Source organism: Hyphomonas sp. (assembly GCF_013823385.1).
Taxonomy (GTDB): domain Bacteria; phylum Pseudomonadota; class Alphaproteobacteria; order Caulobacterales; family Hyphomonadaceae; genus Hyphomonas.
The window spans coordinates 1-1,837 of record NZ_PNMA01000121.1; the positions used below are offsets into that span (position 1 = coordinate 1).

The following is a 1,837-nucleotide window of genomic DNA, read 5'->3' on the forward strand; positions in this document are numbered from 1 at the left end:
TGGGTGGTTTGCTGAAGGGCGGCTTTCCAGTTGGTTTGTTCAGACGCTCGGCAGGCCGAAGCGAGCTTCGCACCCCTCTTCGCCATTTGAGGCTTGACGCTCCAGTTGACCTATAATAAAGGACGGGCGTCCGTTTTATGGAATCGCTATGCCCAAGCTCCCTGAAGAAGTGCTGGAAGACCGCCGGATGCAGATCATTGGCGCTGCGCGCCGTGTCTTTGCTGCCAAGGGCCTTTCCAAGGTCACCCTAAGAGACGTATTCCGGGAGACAGGATTGAGCGCCGGTGCGGTCTACAATTACTTCAAGTCCAAGGACGATCTCATCCTCGCGGTCACGCAGGCTGGCATGACCGAGGCGCTGTCCGCGCTTGAACAGCCGGGCGGCGATGGGGCCGAAAGGCTTGATCAGCTGATCGATGCCTTCTTTGGCAGCCTGACCGCCGGTGCCGGTCGGGAGGCACCGCGGGTCGATCTGATGATCGCGGCGGAAGCCTTGGGCAACGAGGCCGTGCTCAGCGCGGTGGTCAAGCACCGCGCCCAGATCCGGGACGCATTGGTGCGCGTCATCGAGCAAGGTCAAGCCAAGGGCCAGCTCTCCACCAAGCACGCCGCCGCCACCCTGGCCGAGCTTCTCTACGCGGCGTTTCAGGGGCTGATCGTGTCGCGTGCACTTGGCGAAGACGCGAATGCGGCAGCGGTTGGTGATGCACTCAAGAAGCTCCTGCGCGATTGACGCAGATCCATTTACACTAAACTAGGACGGATGTCCGACCTATAAGGATCGTCATATGAACATACCTTCTCTCCGCCTTCATCTTCCCGGCCGGTTCAAGACCTGCGGCTTGTGGGTCATCGGGCTTCTGGCGATCGTCATCATCGTCGGCGGCCTCGCCCATGAGGCAGCGCGCTCCGCGGCCAGATCCGAGCTGCGTTCGGCCGCAACATTCGCCAATGCGGGGACGCACCGGCTCCGGCTTCACTGCACCGGATCGGGCGAGCGAACTTTCGTGCTTGAAGCGGGCGCCACCGGTTTCGCGGAAACCTGGCATTGGGTGCAGGCGGAGCTCGACGATTATGCTCGTGTCTGCTCGTATGACCGGGCCGGCATGGGCCTCAGCGAGCCGGCGCCGGCAGGTTTCGTGCCCGGGCATGTCGCGACCGACCTACGCCAAGCGCTCGAGGCCGCTGGCGAGCAGGCGCCTTACGTCCTTGTCGGACATTCGATGGGCGGCTTCTTCATTCGCGACTTCGCTGCCCGATACCCGCAGGATACAGAGGCACTGGTGTTCGTGGACACCTCGCACGAAGAGCAGCTCAATCGCTTCAGCCCCGACATGGTGGCCCAGTTTCGTGCATTTCCCCGCCTGCTGTCAGCGCTCGGCACGCTGTCGATGACCGGCTTGCTTCGCGCCTGGAATCCTCTCGAAGCCGGGGCCACGGGCCTTCCCGAAGAGGCGATGGACAAGGCTCGTCTCTTTGCCGGTGACCGCGAACATCTCGCCATGTCTGCGGCGGAACTCACACAGTGGGATGCGATTGTCGCGGGTGCAGTAAAGCAGCGGTTGGCACGAGGATTGCCGGTGTTGACCGTCACCGCAGGTAGCCCTGTCCCGGGGTCCGAGGATTTCTCGGACATGGTCGAGCCGCTGCATAGGGAGCTCGCCTCAAGGTTTGATAACGGCCAACATGCAGTTGTCGAAGATGCGGACCATTTCTCGATCCTCATGAATGAAACGCACGCTGCGAAGCTGGTAAACCTCGTAAATGCGTTCTTTGCGCCCGAGTAACGTCCAGTGGCAGCCTTTTGTGGCAGCGGGCAAATGACTGCTTCGGGGTC

Annotated in this window: 2 protein-coding genes; both read left to right on the forward strand. The window is 61.8% G+C overall.

The genetic code is table 11. The features are described from left to right. The first annotated feature begins 148 nt into the window (after positions 1–148). Positions 149–733 carry a TetR/AcrR family transcriptional regulator gene (locus tag C0456_RS20315; RefSeq protein ID WP_291056454.1) on the forward strand — a complete coding sequence of 195 codons (585 nt, stop codon included), beginning with the start codon at positions 149–151 and terminating at the stop codon, positions 731–733. A gap of 55 nt (positions 734–788) precedes the next feature. After that, complete coding sequence (locus C0456_RS20320; RefSeq protein ID WP_291056458.1) at positions 789–1,787, forward strand: alpha/beta hydrolase; 999 nt, start codon at positions 789–791, stop codon at positions 1,785–1,787. The last annotated feature ends 50 nt before the right edge of the window (positions 1,788–1,837 follow it).

Bases quoted from the DNA above. Each gene is read 5' to 3' on its own strand.
- C0456_RS20315 (WP_291056454.1), top strand. From the start codon at position 149: ATGCCCAAGCTCCCTGAAGAAGTGCTGGAAGACCGCCGGATGCAGATC.
- C0456_RS20320 (WP_291056458.1), top strand. From the start codon at position 789: ATGAACATACCTTCTCTCCGCCTTCATCTTCCCGGCCGGTTCAAGACC.